The organism is Dialister hominis, assembly GCF_007164725.1.
GTDB classification, from domain to species: Bacteria; Bacillota; Negativicutes; order Veillonellales; family Dialisteraceae; genus Dialister; species Dialister hominis.
The window spans coordinates 1,912,079-1,935,353 of sequence record NZ_AP019697.1 but is presented as its reverse complement, the minus strand read 5'-3'; the positions used below and the strand labels follow the sequence as shown (position 1 = coordinate 1,935,353).

Below are 23,275 nucleotides of genomic sequence, written 5' to 3'. Positions count from 1 at the left end.
CATGATTCCATCAATCGTAGGTGCAGGAATTATCGGGAAATTTCTTTACGATATCAACGAAAGCCACAGCATGGAGGAGGAAGCCGAGGAAAAACGGCTCGAGGCCATTGCCAGGGAAGCAGAAGGCTGGCTCCTCCAAAAACAGGAAGCTGACCGCATGCAGCGCCGGCCGAATAATATCGTGCGGAAACGTCAGGCCATCATGGAGTACACGCTTCCCCGGTTCGTCAAAGTCTACGGGAAAATCCAGACCGTCCTCTACGAATCCCTCCCGCCTGCCGTCATCCATACGACGGATCTGGCGCGCATCGGGGACCTGCCGGTTTCGGCAATCGAGTCGTATGAGGGTCTCAGCAGCAATGAACTCGCTTCCACATGGCTTCTCGAAGGCCCGGTGAACTTTGCGGCCGGCGGCGGACTTGAAATCGGCGCCGCTGCAATTGGCGCAACGGCCGGCGTGACGCTTGCCTCAATCGCTGCTTCCGGCGGCATCGCATTTCTGACCCTTGGCGTGGGTGCGTCCATGAAAAAGGATTCCGAAAGAGCCCTCATTGCAGCCGGCAGGCAGATGAGAGCGGCCAATGCCGTCTATGCCCAGGCAGAAAGCCATGCGCAGATCTGCCGCGCCATCTGCCAGTTCGCAGACAGGATCGCAGAAATCACCGCCGCCATGAACCTTCTCTTCACAAGAGCCATTGCTGCCTGCGACCAGCTGATTCAGGAAAAAGGCACGGAGAAATACGCTTACACCGACGAAGACGTCAATATCCTCATGACCTGCGCCAATCTCGCCGGCGCCGTCTGCACCATTTTGACCGTTCCCATCATGGACAGCCAGGGCAAGATTGCAGAAAACGGACAGGAACTTATAGCCAGCGGGGTGGAACTCCTCACCGAAGCCCAATCCATGTGCCTCGAAGCGGGCATTTAACGGGAGGGAATCATGAAACGAGTCATCATTGGAGAAAAGTGCATCGGCTGCGGCATCTGCCTGCACAATAAGAAATACATAGAAGAAACGACAGACGGCATCGCCCGGGCCATCCCGGGAATGATGGTCACGGATAAAGACCTTCCCGACCTGGAAGAAATAGAGAGAATCTGTCCGATCCATGAACTGCACCTCTCGCCACTCAAAAAGGAAACCGCCGATTCGCGCGTCCTTTCCGAATCAAAGGAACGCCTTCTGGAAGAAATGAGAGATTTCAGAGATCATTTCAAGCTGAAAAGACCGGAATTCCATCCCGATCCCGGGTATGACATCACCGACCTTCCGCTTGATTATGACTATCCGGAAGAAACATTTTCCTCCTGGGACGACGCAGACGAGGCTCTCAGGAAATGCTTCAAGAACCATGTCTATGATGAAGACATCCGCAGCATGATGACCAGGCAGATCCTGGCCCGCTACAAGGCAGAGCGCCTCAGCGCCTACTACCTTCCGGCAGACAACCCGTGGAGCTATTTCTACGAGTACAACAAAGAAGCGCAGGACCTCCTCGGCGCCGTCTATGCCAGATGGGATGCCGTCTCACCCGATGAAAGCGACCCGCCCGAATCATGGAAGGAAATCCTCGTATCTCCCTCGGCGGACGAGACCTGCTTCAGCGATTTCGAGACCTCCGCATGGGGCATGGATGATTTAGAAGAAACCGTTGAGGACAGTGTAAGAAGCAGCAGCGATGAGCCGTACTCCCATGCCTATGAAATCAAGGAACTGAAAGAGGATACAGGATTCTTCCGCTCCAACGGCGCCTACGTCATCGACCAGTACAAAGCCCTCGTCGATGAATACGGCAAAGACCTCATTCAGGGAATCAATGAAGGGATTTCCAAAGACATCAAGTTCGACGACATGTTCAAGAAAGTCTTCGATACCTATGAAAGAGACATGAAACACGCCATCGACGAGAAGATAAAAGAACTTGAAAAGAAATAGACCGAAAAAGGACAGTAACGAAATGACTATACATTTCTACTGTCCTTTTTGCATGCCTTATAAAAAATACAGTATCGAACTATTAAAATTTTATTTCGTTTATTACATATGCAAAAGGTTCCTAAATCAATGACATTTTCATGTTTAGCGATACCTCTTCGGACATTCGTATGTCTCTGGAAATGGAAAATCTTCGCTTTTGCCGCACTATTTCGAGAGATTTCGCATTACTTTTCGCGATTTGACATAAAAATCCACTGTGCTACAATGATAGAGAATATATAAACGAATCGTTAAAACCGTATGTTGGGAGTTTTGCATGGGAGGCAGGGCTGCCAGAGCGGAAAAGGATGGGAGGGTAGAGCAGGATGAGCGTTTTGGATGCAGTGGGCAGCATCGCAAGATTTTGTGTAAAAAGCGTAGAAGAAGGTTTCTCTGAAAAGGCAGATATCATCAAAGACTGTCAGGCAGAAGCGAAATGGTATGGCAATGAAGAACTTTTCGTCGTCTATCAGGCAGCCATCCGGAGGTACAACAATACCTGCAAGGAAAGAGATAAGTGGTGCATCTGGGGATACGGCCGCGAACTCAAGCGCAGAGGCCTCATCTGCGATAACGGTGAATACTAATAAATAAAGCTCTGGCGGAACGGAACCGCCAGAGCTTTTTGCATGTGAATCAAGGAAGACCGCATCTTACGCCTGCCCGTATTTCTCGATAAAATCGGATAGGATATAATGGCGGGAGAATCACATTCGTATCGCAGTTTGTTCATAAAGGGAAGGCGCGCTATGAAGATGAAATACCGGGAAATCCGATCGACAGGACGCTGCCTCATCCAGCGAAGGCACTAACTGCCCAAGGCACCTTTTTCCCTTTTCACCGCGAACCCATCATCCCTTGGAGGCAAAGCCCCATTTCCACAAAGGAGCTCCCTATGAAACCACTCGATCACGTACGACTTGTCATTGATTACAAACCTGAAGTCCCGTGAAATTATATCTATTTCGGAAATGGGACTCTCATTGCGTCATATAGAGCTATCTGCTTCTTCGTTATCTCTGAAAGGTGATGGGCCCTCCCCGGCTGCTGGTAAAGCTCAATTATATCCAAGTCATCCAGCAGTGTCTGCATCGTGTACTTCTTGTACAGGCCCTTCTCATCCATCTGCTTTTTGATGTAGGAAAGGCAGATTAGGGCCAGAAACTGGACAAAGAGTTTTCCTTCGAAATTCTCGGAGGAGGAGACGGACATGCGCCTCATATCCAGCCGTTCCTTCAGGTTTGCAAAAGCTTCTTCAATCAGGTCTCTCACACGGTAGAGCCTTATGGCTTCCACCGGATTCTTTATCCCATTGGTCAGCAGGACGAAATAGCCGAAATCGCGCTGGCGCTCACGAATTGCATCACCTTTGGGGACAATGTGCAGTCCCCTCTTAGGCGTTTCGGTCACTATGAAGTATTTGTCATAGTCCTTCATGTGCCCGTCTGTCTTCCTGCCGCTTTTAAGTTCATCCTGCAGACAGGTCAGATACCTGGCAAAGCTCAGCCGCTCATCGGTACAGCGCTGGTCGTTGAAGTATATATGGACATAGACTCTCCGCTTGTCACATATACATTTCCCCGTCCTTGGCTGCTCTTCCCTATAGTCCCATTCATCAGTGAAGCTCATGGCATACAGCCCCACATCATCGTGGTAATTTTCCCAGCTGATCATCTTCTCTCCACGAATCTCGTCCAGATGCTTTCTTGCAATTTTTAACCCGCAGCGGATGCCTATGAGAAACTTATAATGGCGCTTCATCAGGTCATTAATGTTCTTCTCACTGTAGAAGCCTCTGCCCATAACGAAGCTCAGCTTCTTCATATCCAGGAAATCGATGTCCAGCATTAGATTCCGTATCAAACTGACGTCTGCCGTATTTCCTGTAAGCTTGCGGAAATAAACCGGAAGCCGTGAAACTTCCCCATACAACAAAGCAAGATTAACCTGCGGAAGGTGGTCTCCTTCCTTGTTCTTTCCATACTTGGCTAATTTAATCAGCTCAGAATAGGAGGAAATTGATGTGGTGTCAAAAGCAAGGTACTCCTTCTCCGCCCTGCGCTTGGCCTGCCTGCGGAAGAAATTCATCTTTGAAGCCTCATCAATAGAGCCCATCAGATCACTGATACGCTGGGAGGGGATATCCCGGCCATAGGGATGCTTATGAGTCAACGCCCACTTACGGAGACGGTAAGCAGACATGCCTTCCTCCAGGACAAAGAAATAGGCAAGAGACAAGAGCTGCTTATACCTATCGGGGAAGGAAGCCTTCAAATCATCCACAATTCCCAGTTTGTCACCGATTTGGTCAAGAAGATAAGTGGCCCCATAAAACTGCCGCTTGCATTCTGTGACAGGAACCGGTCCAGGCTTTATTGTCCCGGACTTCTCCAGTGACAGCAGATACCTTCCGTTCGGGACGAACTGCCCCTCTACTATTTTCCCAATATAGCGGCGTTTATGCTCTCCGCGATGCTTCTCTGCGTTCCAATATGGGGTATCTATAAAAACATACTTTTCCCCCGAGATAGTCTGCGTCTTGGCGTTAGCTGGTATATTCATAGAATCTCCTCCTCGCTAGATATAATTATGTACCTATCAGAAGGAATTTTCAAGCCGTTTGTTGGTGAAAATATAATAAAAATACCAGTATTTATCGGATTCTTAGCCGGCAACCCAAATACTTCCTAGATATAAAATCACGGGACTGCAGGTTACTATGCTGTACGATTACTGTACGTTTTTTAGAATCTGTTAATAGTATAGCATGAAACAGGTGAAAAATGAAAGATGTTAGCAGGAGTTAAAGTGAGTTGAATATAGAATAAGGAGAGCCTACGATAACGGCGTAAAGAAAAATCCCCATGAGCAAAAGCTGCGTGGGGAGTTTTGATGGGTTATTTCAGATGATCGTAGAATTCATCAGAAAATACTGGATAATATTCATTTCCAAATTTCTGATATAGAGTTCCATAAAATTTAAGATTATAGCATAAATAAAATGCGGCTTCACCAGCCGGCATAACAACACTCTTTTGAGCTTCGCAGCCATTGGGATCGATATAGTAAGAAGTGGTTAAACCTCTCTTGTCTTTAGTTATGTTATACATTTCTGTTTTATTATAGTCATAAAAAATGCGGAAAGTTCTAATAACATTAGGAGTTGTATTACCTTTGTCAGCGTGATCTACATAAAGTACATTAACTGCAAGTATATAGTAGGGAGGATCGTATCTTTCACAAACAAGAGAGCTTTTATCTAAGAAGGAACTTACTCCCTGTTTCCAATCAATCATAGGGAAATTCTTATTTCCGTTTAAATAATTACTATTAACTTCCGCAGCACGGCACGTCATGCCTGCAAAAACAACAAGAATAGCAAATAAGAGGGCGGATATAATCTTCTTGAGAGACATAGTGAGGACCTCGCTTTGTTGTAAATGAGGAATCTATAAATCAGAGATGAAAATTCTATAGATTATTTTTATAGAAACCTTTCTGCGGAATAGAGAGATAAAGGGAGGTACTTCCATTTCGGAAATTAACACTATAATTGAAAGTAGTGGTTATAGCATTTATAGAACATATAATTAGCAGCTCTTCCAATCCCTGAGAAGGACCCACACTTTTGTAAGGGAATATCCGGCAGGTTATCTAGGGCTATAGTGCCATCACTATTATACATTTTAGAGTAAGTTTCTGAATATGTAATCCCGGAATTAATATGTATTATATCTAGGTATTTCTTTATGAACTCATCTCTAGATATTTTAGGGTTATCTAAGATCAAACGTTTTGTTATTGTCTCCATAGACTGATTATAGTCGTAATTAATAATTCTTGTATCTTGAATAATTGCGCCGTGGTCAATAAAATATGTTTTCCCGCGGATTGTGTAAAGAGGTGGAGCGCAAAGTAAGACTTCTACAGAATCTTTATCTACATACATACTTCCCGTATAATAACATCCAGTTTCATCCATTACTTCATAAACTTTTACATAACGAATTGGATCATTCTCTATCTCTGATAAGGAAATGGCAGATATAGTAAAAGGAATCAATATAAAACAAAGTAAGATTGAAAAGAAGCTCTTTCGCATAAAAACACCCCATTAGAGTACAATAGGCAATTGAAAATCGACTTTGCACGGAATTAGAACAATCAGTTTCTTACTGGGAGATTGATAAACAGGATATAAATGTATTTGATTTGTAAATTATGCAGGGTAAATGATTTATTTGATTATTTTGGGGGGGATTCTTTGAAAAATTATTCAATATGTTAAGGTTCCCCAGGAAGAGTTAATTGAAAAAGGGGAATAAAAGCATGGTAAAAGTAGTAATCAGCCATTTTATAATTTGGCGAGCTTGGCAGCGGGAATGGATAATGTATGGAACTTGAAGGAATAAGGGATCCATCATAGTGATAATAACATCCCGCGGAGTTATTTACCTTTATACCGCCGCTTTTTTCTAAGTCATAGTAGGCTAAGTTTCTTGAATCAGAGTCAGACTGTTGGCTATGGTGTCGATGTAATTTTTCAATAATAGGAATCACATTTTTATCGCAGTTATAGGTGAATATTTGATTATATTGGACTATCATATTAGTTTCATGGTTTACTAGATAAGCAGTACCTTGGATTCGAATCATAAAGAAAATAGGTTGATCATCAATAGTGAGATTATGGAAGTTTTTAATATAAATTGTTTTGGGCTCAATATAGCTTGTTGTATGTAGGTCTTTATCAATCAGGAAATATTTATCCGGATTGCTTTGCAACTCAGATAGAGAAATCGCAAAGGCAGAGAATGGAATAAAGAAAAAAGTGAGTAAGAGTAAAAAGATCTTTTTCATAAATACCATCCTTATCAAAAAATTGAAAATATGTCTTAATACAGGTTTTTTGAGTCATATTTAGGATCGAAGTAAATATTATAGCATTTGTAGAACATATAGTTAGCAGCGTGATAAGCCGGAGAATTACCACCAACAGATTGATCAAAAAAATTCTTTTCAGTTTCTATGTAGTCACCGGAAAGAGAATAGGTATATACATCCGTTTCGGTAAATTTTATTCCAGTATTAGCTTTGATTTCATTCCATAAGGCATTCCCACGATCGGCATCTGTGATATATGGATTATTGGGCATAAGATCTTTTCTTAAATTTACTGAGCTTCTATCATAGTCATAATTAAATATAACTGTAGATTTCTCAATACAATTACCTGTATATGAGACATAGTATATCTTTCCTTGAATTGTATAGTAGGGAGGAGCATAGCGGAGTGATTGAATGGAGTAAGAATCTACATACATAGTGGTAGTTTGCCCTTCAGCTACTTTTACATAGCGTCCGGGATCACTTTGGATTTCGGAAAGTGAAATGGCAAAGGCAGAGAAAAGAATCAGGATAAGTCCAGGTAAGAGCAGTAGAATCTTTTTCATCGAGAGCATCTCCTTTTAGTAATTATCTAAACTTATTCTAGCGCCAAGACTAATTACCAGAATATATAAATAATTTATATATATATCTAATATAAATGACTATAGTGTTCGGGAAGATTGGGGGGGAAAAGGCGAAAAATTTTTGAGGGGAGAAAAGAGAAAACCATGGGATCGAACTTTGTCCAGGAAAATCAACCCTATCCGCCCTTCGGGCGCCTTCCCCGTCTGGGAAGGCGGGTACTCGCTGCGCTCGCGGAAATCAACCCTAACCGCCACTTCGTGGCCCTCCTTCCCCGTCTGGGAAGGTTAACACCACTTATTTGCTTCGCAAAGGGAAAATAGGCAAACCGGCCTTCGGCCCTGAAAAGCAATCTTCTCATATCTTCCAAGAAAAAAGACCCTCGCGGGTCTTTTTCTGTGGTTGGATCCTTACGCTTCCTTTCATTCCACCATTTGTTCTGGCGGATTGTCCATGGGGGAGCGGAAGGGTTTGTATTTTTTGTTTTGTGTCGGGAGCTGGAGGCAGCTGGAGAATGTGGGGTCGGTTTTGAATTGGAGGTAGTGTTTGACGAAGTTGTTGTTTTCGAGGTCGGTGTCTTTGATCATGGATAGGCCGGCTTCGGTGATGTAGACCTGGATGCTTCTGGTTTTCTTGCAGGTATAGGCGTGCAGGAGGCCTGTGGCGAAGAGTTTTCTTAGTTCTTTTTGGAAGGATTCGGAGACGGTTTCGAATTCCCAGTTGTCTTTTCCGATGCGTTTTCTGCGGTAGAAGAGGAGGCCCATTTTGTTGCCTACGAAGATGTTCATGGTGTTGTCGATACAGAAGGGCTGTCTCAGGTTATTGAAATAGTAGATGGTGCGGAGGGTGAGGTAGTCGTATAGGGTGAAGGGACACCATGAGACTTTGTCCAGGGTTTCTCGTATATTTCTTAGGACTTCGCCCGTGATCGGCGCGTATATGTCGAAGGTTTTGCTTGAGTAATAGGGCGTGGTTTTGTGGTCGCTGAAGCGGAAGCTGTAGTACATGCCGTCTTTTCTTCGTATGAGGGCATAGGCGGAGGCGTATTGGCGGCCGCAATAGAGGAGTTCGAGTTTTTCGTCTTCGTATAGGATGGTTTGTAATTTTTCTTCGATTTCCTGGCGTTTGGCGATAAGTTCTTTTTGTACGGTTTTCATGATGGGTTCTCCTTTCGTTTGACAGTGGTTCATCGGTCTGGTTTGCTATCTTCATTATAAGGAAAAGGATGACAGGAACTGTCGAGAGGAGAGAGAGGGAAAAATTTTCTTTAAGGAGAGAAGGAGAAAATCATACAACCGGACTTTGTCCGAGGAAATCAACCCTCTTTGAAAACCATAAAACCAAGGCGAGCGCCTTGAGGAAATGCAACTCATCCGCCCGGCATCAGAATTTATGGCCGGGCACCTTCCCTTCCAGGGCAAGGTGAAAGGTCTTCCACTTTGGCGTTCACCGCTATTTTCGATTTCCCGCATCAAAAAAAGGACTCTTTCGAGTCCCTTTTTTGTTCCAGGTTGATTCTTTTATTCTCCCCAGATTTTATCTGCGTAGTCGCGGATGAGTCTGACTTTGGCCCATTGTTCTTCTTCGGTGAGGGCGTTGCCTTCTTCGGTGGAGGCGAAGCCGCACTGGGGGCTCAGGCAGAGCTGGTCTTTGGGGACGTACTGGGAGGCTTCTTCTACGCGTGCCTTGACGTCTTCAAATTTCTCGAGCTGCGGGAATTTGGAGGTGATGAGGCCGAGGACGACCTGCTGTTTCTGGATGTACTTCAGCGGTTCGAAGCCGCCTGCGCGGTCGGAGTCGTATTCGAGGAAGAATCCGTCGATGTTGCAGTGGCCGAAGAGGATTTCAGCGACCGGGTCGTATCCGCCGGAGGAGAACCAGGTGGATCTGAAGTTGCCGCGGCAGATGTGCATGGTGATTTTCATGTCAGCTGGTTTGGCTTCGAGGGCGAGGTTGATCATTTTCACGTAGTTCTTTTCGATCTTGTCGAGATCAAGGCCTCTTGCTTCGTAGGCTTTTCTCTTGTCAGGATCGCAGAATTCGCCCCAGGAGGTATCGTCGAACTGGAGGTAGCGGCAGCCTGCTTTGTAGAAGGTGCGGATGGCTTCCTGATAAGCGAGGGCAATGTCTCTGTAGAGGTCATCTTCGTTCTTGTAAAGGTCGATCGGCTGGTAGTTTTCTTCGCGGACGCAGCAGATGAGGTGGAGCATGCTCGGGGACGGGATGGTCATCTTGGCCATGGTGTCTCCTGCGACGCTCTTCAGGTATTCGAAGTCTTTGACGAAGGGGTGATCGCCGAAGCCGATTTTGCCGGTGATCTTCACGGTAGCGGCTTTGGGCTGGTGGCCTTTGAAATGGACGGACCATTCTTCGGCCTTGACCTTTTCTACTCCTTCAAGGTTTTCAAGGAAGTCCAGATGCCAGTAAGTGCGGCGGAATTCTCCGTCGGTCACGGCATGGAGACCATTTTCGATTTCCTTGGCGACAAGTTTCTTGATTTCTTCGTCTTCGATTTGGCGAAGTTCGGAAGCTGTGATTTTGCCTGCTTCCAGATTGCGGCGCGCTTCATGAATGACTTGTGGACGCAGGAAGCTTCCTACGACGTCATTGCGGAACGGCGGTACGTTTCTTGTTCCCATATGGACACATCCTCTCAGTACTCGGAATCTATTGATTCGAAAAACGGCAGATCGCGGGATTTCCCGCTGCCGGGTAATTCAAGTATAGCATTGAATGAGGATGGCTCTCAAGGAAATAGGGGGTATTCAAGGTTGGCATTTTCGCAATCTATTATGATTTTTATCGAAATAGAAACGATGCGTTTTCCTGACAGGGAAGTGACCGGCTATAGAAATTGACCATAAGTCATTGCAAGACAAATGCTTTTTTAGTATACTGTAAGAAATAGTATGCTTAGTGACAGTGAGGAGGCATCATGGCTTTAACGAAGAAGGCGGAAAAGACGCGTTCAAGGCTCTTGGAATCCGCAAGACGGCTGATTAGTGAGAGAGGATTTGACCACGTGTCTGTAGAGGATATCACAAAAGACAGCGGCGTGGCGAAGGGTACATTCTACCACTATTTCGAATGCAAGGAAGAGGTCGTGGCGGAGCTTTCCTTCCAGTCGATCCAGACCATCATCAAGAAGGCGATCGATTATGACGGAGACGTCAGGGAACGCTGCCTTTACTACTTCATCGAGCTTTACAAGGATGCTTCCTGGTCGGGCGTGCGCCTGGTGCGCCAGTGGATGAAGGAAACGATGGAGGCGGAAACGCCGGATTCCCGGACGAGGGAATGCCTCGACGGCATCCGCAATACGGTCATGGATATCTTCGTGACCGGCCTTGGCAAGGGAAAAGGCGAGCTCCGTGCAGATGCCCCGCTCGATATGCTCTCCAAACTGCTGATGAGCCATTTCTTCGGCGTCCTCACGATCTGGTGCATGATGAATGGCGAATGGGACATCGTGGCTGATGCCGATGTCTATGCGAAGACGGATATAGACAACCTTCTCGGTGCTTATATTGAAGAATAAACAATTGAAAACGGACCCTGCTCTGGTGGAAACTCCAGAAACAGGGTCCGTTTTCGTTTTTGAAAGGTAGTTTGGAAAAAGAGTGATACGGAGAGACAGGAAATGTGGGAGCACCTGTCTCTCCAGGTCCGGCGTTCGGGAGTCCGGACCATAGGATGGATCCAGCCAGTTGATTCTTTCGGCCGTGTCCTGGGCGTGGGCGCGCCGGACAATTGGGAAGGCTCCTGCCTGCGGAAGGTGGTGCTGGCAGAAGTTAACGGCCTTCAAAACATTTGGCTGTGGAATGTATCAGCGAAAGAGAAGCGACCTGCGATATGGCGCCGCAGGCAGGTTCCAGGGAGGTGCTCCGGGGTATTCCGGATGATGCCTTATTTCCTTTTAGGCTCCTTTGCTTTCGCCTGACTATAATATACATGGAATTTTTTTCATGAAATATAATAGATTTTAAAGTTTTTATGAAGTTTGAAATGGGTGTCAGACGCAGGAAGAATAGACATGAAAAAAGCCGTAAAAGACGGGATTTTTTGTCTCTTTACGGCTTCTTTTTATGAATTGGATGGTAGTGGAAATTCATGCGCTTTCTGCCCTTTTCTTATGAGCCAGATTTTGCGATTTCGCGCCCGTTTTTTTCTCCGTGTAGGTCATGAATTTTTCAGACGCCCAGGCGGTGAGGTAGCCGATTGCGGCGCCTCCGATGACGTCGCTGGGGTAGTGGACGCCAAGGTAAAGCCTCGAGAAGGCGATGAGCGTGGCGAGGATGAGCGCAGGAATGCTGAATTTCTTCGGCATGTAATGGTAGAGGACGAAAGCAGCGGCAAAGGAAGCAGAGGAATGGCCGGATGGGAACGACCAGTCCGTCGGCTCATGGATGAGCGGCTGCAGATCCGGATACGTGTCAAAGGGGCGGGCCCTTTTGAAAATATGCTTCAGGATGCCGTTCGTCAGGATGAGGTTCATTGCCAGGGATAGAAAAGTGGCATACCCGACCTTCCTGTATTTCTTCGTGCAGATGAGGACGATGGCGAGAGCCAGCCAGATGAAGCCCGCATTTCCCAGATCCGTCATGGATTCCAGGAAATCCGTCAGCTTCGGAGTGCGCATGAAGTCCTGAATCAGGTAAAGCGCGCCTATTTCAAAGTTATCAAAAGCGAACATCTGCCATCACCTCGTTTCGTCATTTTAAGTATATCATGAGGTGCTTTCTGAAAATCTAATAAACGATAAAATTTTGTTTAAATATGGGAGGGGTTTCCTGCATTGAAAAAAGGAGCTGTGAAGGTATCGCTTTCTTTCACGGTTCCTTTTTTCGGAGGGGTTGGAATTAATCATCTATGCGATAAAATGGTCACGCATTCTCGGCAGATTTCCTGCCGGGGCGTTTGGCCATGATGGCGGTGACTTTGGTTCCTGTGTCTTTGCCGAAGAAGCCGGTGATCTTTTCAGAGAGCCATGCGGAGAAGTATCCGACGAATACGCCGGCGAAGACGTCGGTGGGATAGTGGACGCCGAGGTAAAGTCTCGAGAAGGAGATGAGCGCGGCGAGAACGAACATAACAATGCTGAATTTCTTCGGCAGGTAATGGTAGAGGACGAAAGCAGCAGCGAAGGACGCTGATGCATGGCCGGACGGGAAGGACCAGTCGGCCGGGCGGTGGATCAGGACCTGAAGGCCGCCGTAGGTGTCAAAGGGGCGGGGACGCTGGACCAGGTGCTTCAGGATGCCGTTGGCAAGAATGACATTGATGACAAGCGCGAGCATCGTCGTAAGTCCTGCTTTTCTGCATTTCCTGATGGTCATCAGAAGGACGGCAAGGGCGATCCAGACATAGCCGTTATTCCCCAGGTCAGTCATGAATTCCAGAAAGCTCGTCAGAATCGGCGAGCGGAGGGAGTCCTGGATCAGGTACAGGACTCCTATATCAAAATTGTTCAGTGCAAATATGGTAATCACCTCGATGAAATAAAGATACCATGAGGTGATTGACTCAATGCAAACAATTCCTAAAATTTTCTTTAATTCAGGCAAAGAAATGTTTAAGCGGGGCGGATGATGATATCCTGAGAGGATTCGTCCTGTTTTCGATACGTATGATTACGTATATAATAAAGAAAATGGTGCGATGGAGGGATTCTCATGAAATATGTTTATCCAGCTGTTTTTCATGCTGAACCGGAGGGCGGGTATACGATTTCCTTTCCGGATATAGAGGGCTGTCTTTCTCAGGGAGAAACGATTCAGGAATGCTGCGAGATGGCAGAAGATGCACTGACATTGATGCTCTGGGATATGGAAGAAAATCACATTTCAGCACCGTCTCCGACGCCAATCAATGAGGTGCATAAAGAAAACAAAGATGATATCGTCACTTTGGTCAAAGCGGATACACTGGCGTATCGGAGAAAGTACGATACAAAAGCCATCAAGAAGACGCTGAGCATCCCGCAGTGGCTTGATACGATGGCGCAGGAAAAAGGCGTCAATTTCTCAAATGTCCTCCAGCAGGCACTGATTAAAGAATTGAATATCCGGTAAGGCGAAGGATACTAAAAAAGCACCGCTGTATGGCTCATTCCAAGTCATGCAGCGGTGTTCTTTTACCCTATTTTGTTTCGTTCACTTAATTTTCATCATTAAGAGCTTTAGTCATATCACCTTGCAGATCTGTACAAATATTATTTGTGCCATCACCATCAAGGATATATTGTTTCATATCGATGCCCTCCGGCTGTTTATGTGCGGGATTGGGAATCGGTATATAGATCTCGTGACCATGCCATTTTTTCCCCGTAGGCTTTGCTCCCAGGTATCCTCTTGATAAGGCAATTTTTTCCGGCGTTTTTTCAAAGTTTCTGGATAATGCGAAGCCCCATTTCATGGAATTAAATTTCTTATAGAGCGGTACCCAAAAAGCGCCCAGCATCTCCGTATAGCGGGACATGGAAATGTCTCCGATATCCAGGAGGTCTCGCCAGCCGAAGTCATAGAGGAGTATGGCTGTCTCCCTCTTGGCATCAGAGTCGTTGCCGCAGTAGAAAGCAGTAAAGGGAGCATAGTCAGAGTCATTATCATCATAATTGAAATCCATCATGGAGCTGCCGATGTAGTTCAGGGTTTTTACCACTCTGGTCTCTGGGAGAAATTTCTGGATTTCTTCGCCAAGGCTTGTGTTTCCGCTGTACTTAGGATCAAGGGAAATATGGCCGTCTTCATAGTGGAATGGATTCGAAGTGTCAATCAGAATTTTTCCATTGAGGTGATCTTTTCCTGCCAGTTCCAGTGCTTCGATAGCATGAATTCCCTGCGTGCAGTTGAAGACGCGTTCCCCGAATTTGGCAGCATCTTCAAATGTTCCGTAATAGGCATGGCTGCCATGTTCTTCAGCCCATTTCTGCGCTTTTTCGCTCGATGCACTTCTGGCACCCATCATGACTTCATGGCCGAGGTCGATTAATTTGCTTGCGATGACATGTCCCACATCGCCTGTCCCCGATACTCCGTACTTCATTTCCTTCATCCCTTCTTCATCAACGTATGATTATCTTTAAGAAGGATTCATCTGTGTCATGCATTTTTCCTTCTTATCCTAATTATAACTTTTAGTGTGACAATAATAGACTTTGTCAAAAGGAAATGTAAAGAAATCTGATAATTTCTTTCATCAAAAAGGACTGTGATAAATGATTATCCATTTACCACAGCCCTTTTCATTTTTCTTACCATCCGCTCTTTTTCCAGAAGGAAGGGATGAAGATGGCAAGGAGTGTGACGGATTCGAGTCTGCCGAAGAGCATGGAGAGGCAGACGACGAATTTGCTGAAATCGGGGAGTGCCGAGTAGGTACAGGTGGCTCCGAACTGGCCGAAGGCCGGGCCTGCGTTGGACATGGTGGAGAAGGAGACTCCGATGGCGTCCATGAAGGCGACTCCGTCCATCATCATGCATGCGGCCCAGAGTGTGGAGAGGGCCATGTAGATGAAGAAGAAGCAGAGGACGCGGAATATGGTGTCCTGGGAGTATCTTTCGTGGGATACGGTGACGTGGAGGACGGCTCTCGGGTGGATGTGGAGCTTCAGAATCGAGGTGAAGCTCTTCACGAGGAGGATGAGGCGGATGACTTTCAGGCCGCCTGCGGTAGAACCTCCGCAACCGCCCACGATGATAATGAGCAGGATGATGAATTTCGCAAAGGACGGCCACTGGTCGAAGTCCGCAGAGACGAAACCTGTCGTCGAGGAGAGGGAGGCGGACTGGAAGAAGGTCTCACGGAGTGCTTCCACGAATCCGTAATTTCCCTGAAGGACTAAGGAAATCGTCATAAGGACCGTCGCTGCCAGGACGATGCCGATGTAGGTGCGGAATTCCATATCGCCGGTAATGGCGGAAAGGCCGCGTTTCCTTGCTTCGACGTAAATCCCGAAGTTGGCGCTCGAGATGATCATGAAGAAAGCGATGACGAGCTCAAGGACGGGGTTGTTATAGTAGGCGATGCTGGCGTCCTTCGTGGAGAAGCCGCCGGTCGCAATCGTCGAGAACGACGTGTCTATCGCATCAAGGAAGGTGAGGCCGCAGAGCATGTAGGCCGCGGCGGCAGCAATCGTGAAAATGAGGTAGACGGTGAAGAGGGCAGAGGCTGTCTCCTTGATCCTTGGAAGGGCTTTCGAGGAGGTGGGGCCGGTGCTTTCCGCATTGACCATCTTCGCACTGCCGCGCCCGATCTGCGGGAAGATGGCGACGAAGATGACGATGATGCCGAGGCCTCCCAGCCAGTGCGTCATGGCGCGGAAGAAGAGGATGCTCTGCGGGACAGCGCCAAGGTCGTCGATGACGGTCGCGCCGGTGCCGGTGAGGCCGGAGATGCTTTCGACGAGGCTGTCCAGGGGCCCCAGTGTTCCGCTGAATATATAAGGCAGCGCGAAGAGGAGCGAGACGAAGAGCCAGGAGAGCGCGGTGATGGCCGTGCCTTCTCTGGGCGTCAGGCTGTTTTCCTGCGCGACGCCTCTTTTTTTGAGAACCACGCTTGCAAGACCCGCGACGGCCATGGAGAAGATGAAGGCGAGGATCGGGCCTCCCATGATGAGGGAAATGGCCAGAGGCAGCGCCACCATAGCCCCGCTGACGAGCATGATGCGGGAAAGCATGGTGTAAATGACTTTAAGATTCATTGCTTAATCCCCGCCTTTGAAGAAGGAAAGGACGTCGGAGGCCTGGTCGGCTTCGACGATGACGATGGCCCTGTCTCCGGCATGGAGGGCAGAGCGGCCGTCAGGGATGAAGGCTTTGCCGTCACGGACGTACGTGCCGATGAGGCAGCCCTTCGGAAGATCGACGTCCATCAGGCGGCGTCCGTCGAGCGGAGAGCCTTCCTGCACGATGCGATGATTTCGGCAGCCTGGACGCACGCACCTTCGAGGAGGCTGACGCGTTCGATGGAACCGCTTCGTACGAAGGAGAGGACTTCGCCGGCAGCCAGAAGCCTGGTCGCAAGGACGATGTCGACGCCGACCTGCTGCATGAGGGCGACGTACTCGGTGCGGACGACGCGGACGATGGTCTGGCGGGCGCCGAGGTGCTTGGCCAGGAGCGCCATCATCATATTCAGGCGTTCGTCGCTTGTGATACAGATGACGATATCCGCATCCTCAACGCCTTCCTGCTTCAGAAGATCGATGTCGGTCCCGTCGCCGTAAAGGACGATGCCCTTCTTCAGGCGGGAAGCGACGAGGCGGCAGTGGTCCCTGTCGTTATCGATGACTTTGACGGAAATGCCCTGTTCTTCCAGCATGGGGGCGAGAATCTGCCCCGTGCGGCCGGCCCCGATGATGAGAGCGCGGCGGATGCGGTGCTGGTAATTGGCGGCCCCGACATTCTGCGGAAGCTCGGCGACAGTTTCCGGATTTCCCAGGAAATAGACGTTATCGAGCGGCAGCAGCACGTCATTGCCGTGAGGGATGATCATCCTGTGATCGCGGAAAATCATAGCGATCAGGACAGACTGCGGCAGGCGCAGATCCTTCAGCGGGATATGGAGAAGCGGGGAACGCGGTCCCAGTTTCGTTTCCATGAGGCGTACCTTGCCTTCTGCGAAGTCTTCGACATTCAGTGCCGAAGGCGTCATCAGGATGCGGTTGATTTCACGCGCGGTGATGAGCTCAGGACTTAAGAGAAGGTCGATGTCGAAATTTTCTCTGATGTAGGACGGCGGTTCGGCAAGGAACTTCGGGTCCCTGATACGCGCGATGGTATGGGGGATGCCGTTCTTCTTGGCGAGGATGCAGGCGATGATGTTCACTTCATCGATGGCGGTGACGGCGACGACGATATCCGTGCCTTTCATATCTTCGTCACGCATAAAAGACGGGCTCGTGCCGTCGGCATGGATCGTCAGTACGTCCAGCGCGTCGCGGATCGCATCCAGCTTCGATTCACCCGAATCGACGACGACGACGTCATACTGCTCGTTGGAAAGAAATTCCGCGATAATATAGCCCAGATGCCCCGCTCCGATAATAGCGATACGCATATAATTTGACTCCTTATGGCAGCCATTTGGCTTGCTTTCTTATGGGAATATGGAGGAGAAATTCCCCTCGGACATTACTCCTCATTATACTACGCTCATACAATACCCTGCTACAAGGTATGATAAACGGGCAGGAAAAATCCCCGTCGTGCGGGCGACGGGGATTTTCCGGACTCTCCTTGGGTAAGAGTCCTATTTTGAATTGCCGGCGGATGGAGGGGATTTTTCCTTACTGTGTCACTATGATTCATTCAAGAGGCATATTTTCATACTACGATCAAATGAAAAAAATCTTGAGAAGAACGAAAGCAGTGAAAACAATTAGAAGTACCGCAAATATTGGGGTATATGTGCAGACATTAGTAAGGGTCCGCCGGCTAAGTGCAGGAGACAGAGGGCTCTGCCTTTGCCTCTATCCACAGTATAGGCAGAATCAAAAACTGAGTCAAATGCAAAAAAGAAATAATGTTCTACATATTGAGAACATTTAATCATAGGTGCAGGAGAGACTGCGGAAGAGAAAACAGGGGAAAGCGGCGAAAATACCCTGCTCCACAGGAGCGCGGCAGTCCCTAAATAAATGGGAAGGGGCATCGAATTTGACGATTCCGCAAATGCGCGGGGGCCGTATTTCGTGACACTTTTTTGGAAAGGAAATTTTTCATCCCTTTGCGGGTTTTTCAAAAATTGTTTCCGTGCTACAATGATAAGACAAAACGAAAGGAGGGAGATCATGGCAAATTTATCCAGTCACGGCGTGCTGCTCGTCGCCGCAGGTTCCATTCTCTGGGGTTCCAGCGGCATCGCAGGGCAGTACATTCTGCAGGGGCAGGGCATATCTCCGGAGTGGCTGACATTCTTCCGCCTCTTCGTTGCCGGATCGCTCCTCCTTCTTATTTCCCATCTGATGGGGAAGGGCATTGTTTCCGTCTAGAAAAGTTCAGCCGAAAGGCTGCGGCTCATCATCTTCGGATGCCTCGGCATGCTGGGGACGCAGTATTGCTACTTCGCCTGCATCAAGGTCAGCAACGCGGCGGCCGCGACGGTTCTCGAATACATCATGCCGGTCCTCATCATCATGTGGTACTGCATGCGTGAAAAACGGCTTCCGCGGGGGAAGGAAGTCTTCTGTGCCGTTTTCGCCATCGTCGGTACGGTCCTCATCGCGACAGCCGGAGACCTGACGTCTCTGGCGCTTCCTCCCGAGGCGCTCTTCTGGGGCCTCCTTTCCGCCTTTGTCTGCGCGCTTTACACGATTTCCCCGGTCGGCCTCATCCTGAAATACAGCGAGCCCGTCGTCGTCGGCTGGGGCATGTTCCTCGGATCCCTTGTCCTCATGCCCGTGACGCTTATGACCACCTTCACCGGCGTCGTCGATACGAACACGCTTCTGGCATTTGCCTACGTCGTCGTTTTCGGTACCATCCTATCCTTCGTCTTCTACCTGGGCGGCGTTGCCTACGTCTCTCCGTCAAGAGGAAGCATCATCTCGGCGCTCGAACCAGTTTCCTCCGTCATCTTTTCCTTCCTCCTCTTCAGCATGACATTTGGCATGTACGAACTGACAGGCATGGCACTCATCATCATCGCGACCGTCGTTGCCGGCATCAAGTAGAGCTCTGAAACTATCTTCCTGGTTTCGGGCTCTTTTTTCATGCAGGAATGAGTCAAACAGGAGGTTATCAATTTCTTAAAAAATAAGGGGAAAATATAGAAATAAACTAAGAGCAGCCGGCGCTTTTCCGTGCTATGATTAAGATGACATAGAGTGCAATCGAGATGCGACAAGCGCATTTCAGAAGGAGGCAGTGCGATGTACGGAGCAGCTTTGGGCGATATGATCGGCGCGCCTTATGAGTTCGACAGGGGTGAAAAGACGAAGGATTTCCCGCTTTTTACTGCGGAGTCGACCTACACCGATGATACCGTCATGACAGTCGCTGTGGCGGAAGCCCTGATGGATTCAGAAGGAGAAAGCGACAAGGAGATCCAGAAATGCATCGCCGAGACGATGCTGCGCTGGGGCAGGAAATACCCCAAGGCAGGCTACAGCGCGCAGTACCTCCGCTGGCTCTTCAAGGATCACAAGCCCCTCGACGTCGATACTGTCGATGCGGCTATGAGCATTTCCTGCATCGGCTGGCTCTACGACACGATCGACGAGACAAGAAAAATGGCACGCCTCTCCGCCATGACGACGCACGTCAATCCGGACAGCATCCGAGGCGCCGACGCCGTCGCCTCCGTCGTCTACATGGCAAGAACAGGCTCGACGAAAGAGGAAATCAAGGACTACGTCCAGAGGATCTTCGGCTATGACCTGAGCCGCAGCTGCGCAGAAATCCGCAAGACCTACGAACATCAGGAATCCTGCAAGGAAACGGTTCCTCAAGCCATCACTGCCTTCCTCGAATCCAAAAATTTTGAAGACGCCCTCCGCACCGTCATTTTCTTAGGCGGCAATACCGACTCCAGCGGAGCGATGACAGGCGCCATGGCATCGGCCTACTACATCATTCCCGTCGACCTCATAGCCGAATGCCGCCACCGCCTACCTGAAGACATGCTCGAAGTCGTCGACCGCTTCGAGACGTTGCTGGCACAGAAACGAAGGAAATCCGCCGGGCATGGCAGGGCTTTCCAAAAAATTACAAGATACCTCGACGACCTCGACCGCCTGGGCGTAGGCACATGGGCTATCACGGCCAGAAAGAAAGACGAGGATGCGGAAATCGAAGCATCCTACTCCGCTGCCGGCCAGAGCTTCATGAGGACCATTGAAGATTTCAAAGCTGCTCATCCTGAACTGAAACTCGATGACTTCCGCGATATCCTCTGGGAATCCCACATTACATGGAGCGCGAAATCCATGAGCGAAGCCGAAGTCGGAAACCTCGACTCCCGTACCATCATGGCCCTTCTCGTCGCGGCCGTGGAAGCAGAGAAATCCTACGGAGGAAGCCTCACCGAATTCATGCGGAACGGCTCCGTCCGCCGCTGGCTCATCCGTCTCAAGAAACTCGATGACGACGGCCTCGGCGAAATCCAGGCGCCGAGAATCATCCCCGAAAAGGAAATGGCAAGCCACGTCAACCATAAAGTACGCCTCTACCTCTGGACAGGCGAAGACATCGCCGGCTTCTTCGGCGCTTACGTCAGCACGGAAGAAAGAGTAGGAAAGGGCGCCATCCTCTTCCGTCAGGACGGCCACGCAGGATACAGAGAAATTCGAGAAGACACCATAAAAAGAATTGAAGATTTGGAAGTGTAGGGAATATTAAAAAGAGGCTGCAGGAATGTGCAATCATTTCTGCAGCCTCTTTTTGCGGTGGGATAAGATTAAAAGAATATCTAATGCAAGTGTACGGAGTCATAGGAAAGCAGAAAACCATACAACCAGCCTTCGGCTGTCAATAATCAACCCTATCCACCGCACGCGGTTCCCTTTCCCCGTCTGGGAAGGCAAGTGTTAGCGGCGCTCTCGAGAATGCATGCTCCTCGGCAGTCTCACCACGGTGAGTCTTCGGGGTCGGTGCTGGTGTATTCGTTGAGGGAGGCGATGGTTTCCATTTCCTTTTCTGTCAGCGCAAAGTCCCAGATGTCCATGTTGCTCTGGATGTGGGCGGGGTTCCTGCCTTTGGGGATGGTGATGAAACCTTTCTGGATTTCCCAGCGGAGGGTGACCTGCGCGGCGGTTTTTCCGTGGGCTTTGGCGATTTCTTCAAGGACGGGATCTTTGGCGGCTCTTCCTTCGGCCAAAGGGGAATAGCATTCGATGGCGATGTTTCTTTCACCGTCTGCTTTGACGTTCCCGATCTGCTGGCGGTAGGGATAGAGCTCGATCTGATTGACGACGGGCGGAAGATGGCCGTGGATGAGGAGGTCGTCGATCTGGCGCGGGTTGAAATTCGATACGCCGAGGTGCTTGATGAGGCCTTTGGCTGCGTATTCTTCCAGGACGTCCCATGTTTCTCTGTGATACTTTTCGTTCGCTGCCGGCCAGTGGAAGAGCATGAGGTCGATCCAGCCGATGTCGAGCCTTTCAAGGCTCTCTTCAATCCACTGGCTCTGCGGGCGCTGGCTCATTTCACTTGGCGTGATCTTCGTTGTGACGAAGAGGGATTCCCTATCGATGCCGCTCTTCCGGATGCCGCGGCCGACGGCTTCTTCATTGCCATACATGGATGCGGTGTCAATGAGACGGTAGCCTGCTTTGATGGCTGTATCCACCGCATCTTCAGCATCATCCCTGAGTGTCCATGTGCCAAAACCAAGCTGCGGGATCATCCCGCCGTCTGAAAGTGTGATGTAAGGTACCTTTGATTCGTTCATGAGAGCCTCCTTCAGTAGTCTTTTCCTTTATTATAAAAAGTGAAAGCAGACTTCAGTCAAGAGGAAAAGGGACTGTAAAAATGGATGCCTTTGACCTTCTCTTCCAGAGCAAGGTCAAAGGCATACTTCCCCGTCTGGGAAGGCGAGTATTTCGCCTCGCTCGCAGGATCATCCTCCCTGCATCAAAAAAGGATGTACATTTTGTCGTGTACATCCTTCATTTTTATTTCTGGTCGACTTTGGGTGGTGTTTGTTCGCCTTTGTAGGGATGGGCTTCTGCGTCCATTTCGAACTGCCACATGCGGGTGGGGACGACGTCGCCTTTTTCGTCGCAGGTGTAGCGGATGGACTGGGGGATATTGCGGCCGGCGGCGAGGGGGCTGGTGAAGCCTCTTCCGATGACGTCGGTGGTGTTCATGAGGAAGACGAAGGCGTGCGGGTCGATGTCTTCTACGAGGTGGCGGACGCGGGTGACCTGGGTGAGGTCGACGATGGCGAAGATAATTTTCTTGTCAGCGCCGGAGAAAGCGCCCTGGCCGTAGAGGAGGGTCGCGCCGTGGTGGATGGTGCGCAGGATGGCATCAGAGATTTCAAGCGGCTTGTCGGAGACGATGAAGGCTGCTTTTCTCTGGGCAAAACCAAGGACGAGACGGCTGGCGAGGTTCGCATTGATGTACATGCCGATCAGGGTGCAGATGGCTGGTTCCAGAGCGAAGATCCATGCACTGGCCATGACGATGATGAAGTTCAGTGCGAAGACGACGTAGCCGATTTCCAGGTTGTAGTACTTCTTGATGATGGCACCGATGACGTCGAGGCCGCCGGTGTTGCTGTTGTAACGGTAAAGGATACCCATGGCGACGCCCAGGACGACACCGCCGGAGATGGCAGCGACGATCGGGTCCTTGACGACGTGGTAGTCAGCCAGGAAGGCCGTGAGGTCGATGAAAAGGGAAAGGAGAACGGTCCCGAGGATCGTGATGATGGTGTAAAATTTCCCCATGAATTTCAGGGAAAGACCGAGGATTGGGAGGTTCAGGACAAGGTTCGTGACGCCGATCGGAATGCCGGTCAGGTAGTATACAATCATGGCGATACCTGTCAGCCCGCCAGCCAGGAACTGGTGCGGGACGAAGAAGGCATTGACGCCGACGGAATAAATGAAAGTGCCTAGGATCGTAATCGCTATAATGAAAGCCAGACGTTTCCAGAAGAGCGGTGTGCGGTATTCGGACATCGAAAGAGCTGCCATTTTGGTTCCTTTCTGCAGGGCGCAAGAAACGCAGGCCATAGTCAACAAAGCAGCCCGCGGAATTACATTCATCTCATTATATCAGAAGATGTCAAGCATGGTAATTTTATTTGGCGCAGGATGCATGGAAATAAGGAAATCAGGCAAAAGTGCGGGATTTCCGGTTGCCTCATTGGTGG

At 49.1% G+C, this 23,275-nt stretch carries 23 protein-coding genes; 8 read left to right on the top strand and 15 right to left on the bottom strand.

All coding sequences use genetic code 11. From position 1 onward, the window contains the following. Nucleotide 1 precedes the first annotated feature (1 nt). From Dia5BBH33_RS11075 to Dia5BBH33_RS08945, 3 genes are all read left to right on the top strand, one after another. Nucleotides 2–931, top strand: coding sequence for a hypothetical protein (locus Dia5BBH33_RS11075; RefSeq protein ID WP_162501784.1), 930 nt, complete (start codon nucleotides 2–4; stop codon nucleotides 929–931). 12 nt (nucleotides 932–943) lie between these two features. Beyond that, nucleotides 944–1,939 carry a hypothetical protein gene (locus tag Dia5BBH33_RS08950; RefSeq protein WP_143332831.1) on the top strand — a complete coding sequence of 332 codons (996 nt, stop codon included), beginning with the start codon at nucleotides 944–946 and terminating at the stop codon, nucleotides 1,937–1,939. A gap of 368 nt (nucleotides 1,940–2,307) precedes the next feature. Beyond that, entirely contained in the window at nucleotides 2,308–2,568 is a 261-nt protein-coding gene (locus Dia5BBH33_RS08945) for a hypothetical protein (RefSeq protein WP_108850505.1), read from the top strand. Nucleotides 2,569–2,941: 373 nt separating this feature from the next. Here the strand turns inward: Dia5BBH33_RS08945 and Dia5BBH33_RS08940 are convergent, their stop codons facing one another. From Dia5BBH33_RS08940 to Dia5BBH33_RS08910, 7 genes are all read right to left on the bottom strand, one after another. Next, on the bottom strand, nucleotides 2,942–4,543 hold the full coding sequence (locus Dia5BBH33_RS08940) for an IS1634 family transposase (protein ID WP_143332830.1): 1,602 nt from the start codon (nucleotides 4,541–4,543) through the stop codon (nucleotides 2,942–2,944). A gap of 335 nt (nucleotides 4,544–4,878) precedes the next feature. Continuing rightward, nucleotides 4,879–5,397, bottom strand: a complete 519-nt coding sequence (locus tag Dia5BBH33_RS08935; RefSeq protein WP_108850507.1) for a hypothetical protein — start codon at nucleotides 5,395–5,397, stop codon at nucleotides 4,879–4,881. Between the two features lie 131 nt (nucleotides 5,398–5,528). Continuing rightward, nucleotides 5,529–6,044, bottom strand: coding sequence for a hypothetical protein (locus Dia5BBH33_RS08930; RefSeq protein WP_143332829.1), 516 nt, complete (start codon nucleotides 6,042–6,044; stop codon nucleotides 5,529–5,531). A 221-nt stretch (nucleotides 6,045–6,265) separates the two neighbouring features. Beyond that, on the bottom strand, nucleotides 6,266–6,841 hold the full coding sequence (locus Dia5BBH33_RS08925; protein WP_022383068.1) for a hypothetical protein: 576 nt from the start codon (nucleotides 6,839–6,841) through the stop codon (nucleotides 6,266–6,268). A gap of 35 nt (nucleotides 6,842–6,876) precedes the next feature. Then, complete coding sequence (locus tag Dia5BBH33_RS08920) at nucleotides 6,877–7,434, bottom strand: hypothetical protein (protein ID WP_143332828.1); 558 nt, start codon at nucleotides 7,432–7,434, stop codon at nucleotides 6,877–6,879. Between the two features lie 441 nt (nucleotides 7,435–7,875). Continuing rightward, nucleotides 7,876–8,610 (bottom strand): hypothetical protein, encoded by a 735-nt coding sequence (locus Dia5BBH33_RS08915; protein ID WP_143332827.1) that lies wholly within the window; start codon nucleotides 8,608–8,610, stop codon nucleotides 7,876–7,878. 363 nt (nucleotides 8,611–8,973) lie between these two features. Continuing rightward, entirely contained in the window at nucleotides 8,974–10,092 is a 1,119-nt protein-coding gene (locus Dia5BBH33_RS08910) for a 5-methyltetrahydropteroyltriglutamate--homocysteine S-methyltransferase (RefSeq protein WP_143332826.1), read from the bottom strand. A 296-nt stretch (nucleotides 10,093–10,388) separates the two neighbouring features. Here Dia5BBH33_RS08910 and Dia5BBH33_RS08905 point away from each other — a divergent pair, with 296 nt between their 5' ends. Beyond that, on the top strand, nucleotides 10,389–10,991 hold the full coding sequence (locus tag Dia5BBH33_RS08905) for a TetR/AcrR family transcriptional regulator (RefSeq protein ID WP_022383063.1): 603 nt from the start codon (nucleotides 10,389–10,391) through the stop codon (nucleotides 10,989–10,991). Between the two features lie 570 nt (nucleotides 10,992–11,561). On the opposite strand, the gene Dia5BBH33_RS08900 is transcribed toward Dia5BBH33_RS08905, so the two are convergent. Together Dia5BBH33_RS08900 and Dia5BBH33_RS08895 are read right to left on the bottom strand one after the other, a co-directional pair. Continuing rightward, a complete protein-coding gene (locus Dia5BBH33_RS08900) occupies nucleotides 11,562–12,146 on the bottom strand; it encodes a phosphatase PAP2 family protein (RefSeq protein WP_143332825.1) in 585 nt (194 codons plus the stop codon). A gap of 190 nt (nucleotides 12,147–12,336) precedes the next feature. Beyond that, nucleotides 12,337–12,942, bottom strand: a complete 606-nt coding sequence (locus tag Dia5BBH33_RS08895; RefSeq protein WP_198419602.1) for a phosphatase PAP2 family protein — start codon at nucleotides 12,940–12,942, stop codon at nucleotides 12,337–12,339. Nucleotides 12,943–13,125: 183 nt separating this feature from the next. On the opposite strand from Dia5BBH33_RS08895, the gene Dia5BBH33_RS08890 reads away from it, so the two are divergent. After that, entirely contained in the window at nucleotides 13,126–13,524 is a 399-nt protein-coding gene (locus tag Dia5BBH33_RS08890) for a type II toxin-antitoxin system HicB family antitoxin (protein ID WP_108850514.1), read from the top strand. A gap of 85 nt (nucleotides 13,525–13,609) precedes the next feature. Here Dia5BBH33_RS08890 and Dia5BBH33_RS08885 read toward each other — a convergent pair whose 3' ends face one another. The 4 genes from Dia5BBH33_RS08885 to trkA all read right to left on the bottom strand — a co-directional run bounded on the left by Dia5BBH33_RS08885 (nucleotide 13,610) and on the right by trkA (nucleotide 17,512). Next, nucleotides 13,610–14,497 (bottom strand): NADPH-dependent F420 reductase, encoded by an 888-nt coding sequence (locus Dia5BBH33_RS08885; protein WP_157952085.1) that lies wholly within the window; start codon nucleotides 14,495–14,497, stop codon nucleotides 13,610–13,612. Between the two features lie 208 nt (nucleotides 14,498–14,705). Then, nucleotides 14,706–16,154 (bottom strand): TrkH family potassium uptake protein, encoded by a 1,449-nt coding sequence (locus tag Dia5BBH33_RS08880; RefSeq protein ID WP_022383057.1) that lies wholly within the window; start codon nucleotides 16,152–16,154, stop codon nucleotides 14,706–14,708. A 3-nt stretch (nucleotides 16,155–16,157) separates the two neighbouring features. Then, a complete protein-coding gene (locus tag Dia5BBH33_RS11425; RefSeq protein WP_331813085.1) occupies nucleotides 16,158–16,325 on the bottom strand; it encodes a TrkA C-terminal domain-containing protein in 168 nt (55 codons plus the stop codon). Beyond that, nucleotides 16,325–17,512 (bottom strand): Trk system potassium transporter TrkA, encoded by a 1,188-nt coding sequence (gene trkA, locus Dia5BBH33_RS08875; protein ID WP_332835630.1) that lies wholly within the window; start codon nucleotides 17,510–17,512, stop codon nucleotides 16,325–16,327. Before trkA ends, Dia5BBH33_RS11425 begins: the two co-directional genes overlap by 1 nt. Before the next feature lie 733 nt (nucleotides 17,513–18,245). On the opposite strand from trkA, the gene Dia5BBH33_RS11505 reads away from it, so the two are divergent. From Dia5BBH33_RS11505 to Dia5BBH33_RS08860, 3 genes are all read left to right on the top strand, one after another. Continuing rightward, the gene (locus tag Dia5BBH33_RS11505; protein ID WP_162501783.1) at nucleotides 18,246–18,446 is read left to right on the top strand and encodes an EamA family transporter; all 201 of its coding nucleotides are present in this window, start codon (nucleotides 18,246–18,248) and stop codon (nucleotides 18,444–18,446) included. A gap of 48 nt (nucleotides 18,447–18,494) precedes the next feature. After that, nucleotides 18,495–19,127: a DMT family transporter gene (locus Dia5BBH33_RS11420; RefSeq protein ID WP_143332823.1), complete on the top strand. Its 633-nt coding sequence runs from the start codon at nucleotides 18,495–18,497 to the stop codon at nucleotides 19,125–19,127. 198 nt (nucleotides 19,128–19,325) lie between these two features. Further along, the gene (locus tag Dia5BBH33_RS08860; RefSeq protein ID WP_143332822.1) at nucleotides 19,326–20,783 is read left to right on the top strand and encodes an ADP-ribosylglycohydrolase family protein; all 1,458 of its coding nucleotides are present in this window, start codon (nucleotides 19,326–19,328) and stop codon (nucleotides 20,781–20,783) included. A gap of 236 nt (nucleotides 20,784–21,019) precedes the next feature. On the opposite strand, the gene Dia5BBH33_RS08855 is transcribed toward Dia5BBH33_RS08860, so the two are convergent. Together Dia5BBH33_RS08855 and Dia5BBH33_RS08850 are read right to left on the bottom strand one after the other, a co-directional pair. Continuing rightward, nucleotides 21,020–21,844, bottom strand: coding sequence for an aldo/keto reductase (locus Dia5BBH33_RS08855; RefSeq protein ID WP_143332821.1), 825 nt, complete (start codon nucleotides 21,842–21,844; stop codon nucleotides 21,020–21,022). A 223-nt stretch (nucleotides 21,845–22,067) separates the two neighbouring features. Next, on the bottom strand, nucleotides 22,068–23,096 hold the full coding sequence (locus Dia5BBH33_RS08850; RefSeq protein WP_232518042.1) for a YitT family protein: 1,029 nt from the start codon (nucleotides 23,094–23,096) through the stop codon (nucleotides 22,068–22,070). Between the last annotated feature and the right edge of the window lie 179 nt (nucleotides 23,097–23,275).

Coding starts and splice junctions, on each gene's coding strand:
- Dia5BBH33_RS11075 (WP_162501784.1), top strand. CDS start 2: ATGATTCCATCAATCGTAGGTGCAGGAATTATCGGGAAATTTCTTTAC.
- Dia5BBH33_RS08950 (WP_143332831.1), top strand. CDS start 944: ATGAAACGAGTCATCATTGGAGAAAAGTGCATCGGCTGCGGCATCTGC.
- Dia5BBH33_RS08945 (WP_108850505.1), top strand. CDS start 2,308: ATGAGCGTTTTGGATGCAGTGGGCAGCATCGCAAGATTTTGTGTAAAA.
- Dia5BBH33_RS08940 (WP_143332830.1), bottom strand. CDS start 4,543: ATGAATATACCAGCTAACGCCAAGACGCAGACTATCTCGGGGGAAAAG.
- Dia5BBH33_RS08935 (WP_108850507.1), bottom strand. CDS start 5,397: ATGTCTCTCAAGAAGATTATATCCGCCCTCTTATTTGCTATTCTTGTT.
- Dia5BBH33_RS08925 (WP_022383068.1), bottom strand. CDS start 6,841: ATGAAAAAGATCTTTTTACTCTTACTCACTTTTTTCTTTATTCCATTC.
- Dia5BBH33_RS08920 (WP_143332828.1), bottom strand. CDS start 7,434: ATGAAAAAGATTCTACTGCTCTTACCTGGACTTATCCTGATTCTTTTC.
- Dia5BBH33_RS08915 (WP_143332827.1), bottom strand. CDS start 8,610: ATGAAAACCGTACAAAAAGAACTTATCGCCAAACGCCAGGAAATCGAA.
- Dia5BBH33_RS08910 (WP_143332826.1), bottom strand. CDS start 10,092: ATGGGAACAAGAAACGTACCGCCGTTCCGCAATGACGTCGTAGGAAGC.
- Dia5BBH33_RS08905 (WP_022383063.1), top strand. CDS start 10,389: ATGGCTTTAACGAAGAAGGCGGAAAAGACGCGTTCAAGGCTCTTGGAA.
- Dia5BBH33_RS08900 (WP_143332825.1), bottom strand. CDS start 12,146: ATGTTCGCTTTTGATAACTTTGAAATAGGCGCGCTTTACCTGATTCAG.
- Dia5BBH33_RS08890 (WP_108850514.1), top strand. CDS start 13,126: ATGAAATATGTTTATCCAGCTGTTTTTCATGCTGAACCGGAGGGCGGG.
- Dia5BBH33_RS08885 (WP_157952085.1), bottom strand. CDS start 14,497: ATGAAGTACGGAGTATCGGGGACAGGCGATGTGGGACATGTCATCGCA.
- Dia5BBH33_RS08880 (WP_022383057.1), bottom strand. CDS start 16,154: ATGAATCTTAAAGTCATTTACACCATGCTTTCCCGCATCATGCTCGTC.
- Dia5BBH33_RS11425 (WP_331813085.1), bottom strand. CDS start 16,325: ATGGACGTCGATCTTCCGAAGGGCTGCCTCATCGGCACGTACGTCCGT.
- trkA (WP_332835630.1), bottom strand. CDS start 17,512: ATGCGTATCGCTATTATCGGAGCGGGGCATCTGGGCTATATTATCGCG.
- Dia5BBH33_RS11505 (WP_162501783.1), top strand. CDS start 18,246: ATGGCAAATTTATCCAGTCACGGCGTGCTGCTCGTCGCCGCAGGTTCC.
- Dia5BBH33_RS11420 (WP_143332823.1), top strand. CDS start 18,495: ATGCTGGGGACGCAGTATTGCTACTTCGCCTGCATCAAGGTCAGCAAC.
- Dia5BBH33_RS08860 (WP_143332822.1), top strand. CDS start 19,326: ATGTACGGAGCAGCTTTGGGCGATATGATCGGCGCGCCTTATGAGTTC.
- Dia5BBH33_RS08855 (WP_143332821.1), bottom strand. CDS start 21,844: ATGAACGAATCAAAGGTACCTTACATCACACTTTCAGACGGCGGGATG.
- Dia5BBH33_RS08850 (WP_232518042.1), bottom strand. CDS start 23,096: ATGGCAGCTCTTTCGATGTCCGAATACCGCACACCGCTCTTCTGGAAA.